The sequence below is a fragment of the Mesorhizobium sp. M7A.F.Ca.CA.002.04.1.1 genome (assembly GCF_004022805.1).
Taxonomy (GTDB): domain Bacteria; phylum Pseudomonadota; class Alphaproteobacteria; order Rhizobiales; family Rhizobiaceae; genus Mesorhizobium; species Mesorhizobium ciceri.
In genome coordinates, this window is record NZ_RZPL01001174.1 from 1 (window position 1) to 863 (window position 863).

The 863-nt window shown below is 54.5% G+C and carries 2 protein-coding genes; both read left to right on the forward strand.

The annotated features are described in order from the left end of the window. Positions 1-367 (forward strand): GDSL-type esterase/lipase family protein (locus tag ENZ75_RS33105; RefSeq protein ID WP_206617174.1); only part of this gene is annotated, 367 nt, incomplete at its 5' end. Beyond that, a partial coding sequence (locus ENZ75_RS33110; protein WP_164888236.1) for an acyltransferase occupies positions 364-863 on the forward strand: 500 nt, incomplete at its 3' end. The genes ENZ75_RS33105 and ENZ75_RS33110, both read left to right, overlap by 4 nt.

An 863-nucleotide genomic window follows, 5' to 3' on the forward strand; every position in this document is an offset into this window, starting at 1 on the left:
TGTCATTGTCGTGCATCTCGGCAGCAACGATTTCAGTGGTGGCGCGCGGCCGCCGGATTTTGTCGCACGCTACGCGGACTTGCTTGCCCAATTGCGCGCCAACGCGCCTGGCGCAATGATCTATGCCGGTATCGGCCCGATGCTTTGGGGCGCCGACCTCGATGCCGCGGTGTCGGCCGTGAACAAGGCCGTGGCGGTCCGTCGTGCCGCGGGTGAAAGAAAAATTGCTCTGATACGATTCGACAGTCCGGGAGGAGTTGCTTCACGCGGCTGCGACTCGCATCCAAATGAAATCGGCCAGGGTCATATGGCCGATGAACTTGAGGCCCGTGTGAAAGCGGACCTTGGCTGGGAAGAGACAAAATGACTGTAGCTTCGACGGTTGGCGTAGAATCACCAACGGTGCTGCCGGACAGCACCAATGTTCGTCGCAAGCTGCTCGGGCTCCAAGTTCTAAGGTTCGTCGCCGCTTTTGCGGTGGTATTGTTCCATATTGGAAGCGGTTTTCAAATAGAGTTTGGTCTTAAGGAAAATATCTTTGGATTCGGAGCGTCAGGCGTTGATATATTCTTCGTAATCAGTGGATTTATAATCGCTTACACCACCGATGAGGCCAAAGGCGCCTGGCAATTCTGTCGCCGCCGCATAGTTCGTATCGTTCCGCTCTATTGGACGCTGACGGCAGGTATCGTGTTGATTGCGCTGATGAAACCCGGTCTGCTGAATTCGACCGTCGTGAGCGGCGAAACGATCCTGAAATCACTGTTCTTCATCCCGTTCGAAAAGGTCGACGGTTCGATTCAGCCGCTGCTCTTTCTCGGCTGGAGCCTCAATTATGAGATGTTCTTCTATGCAATATATGC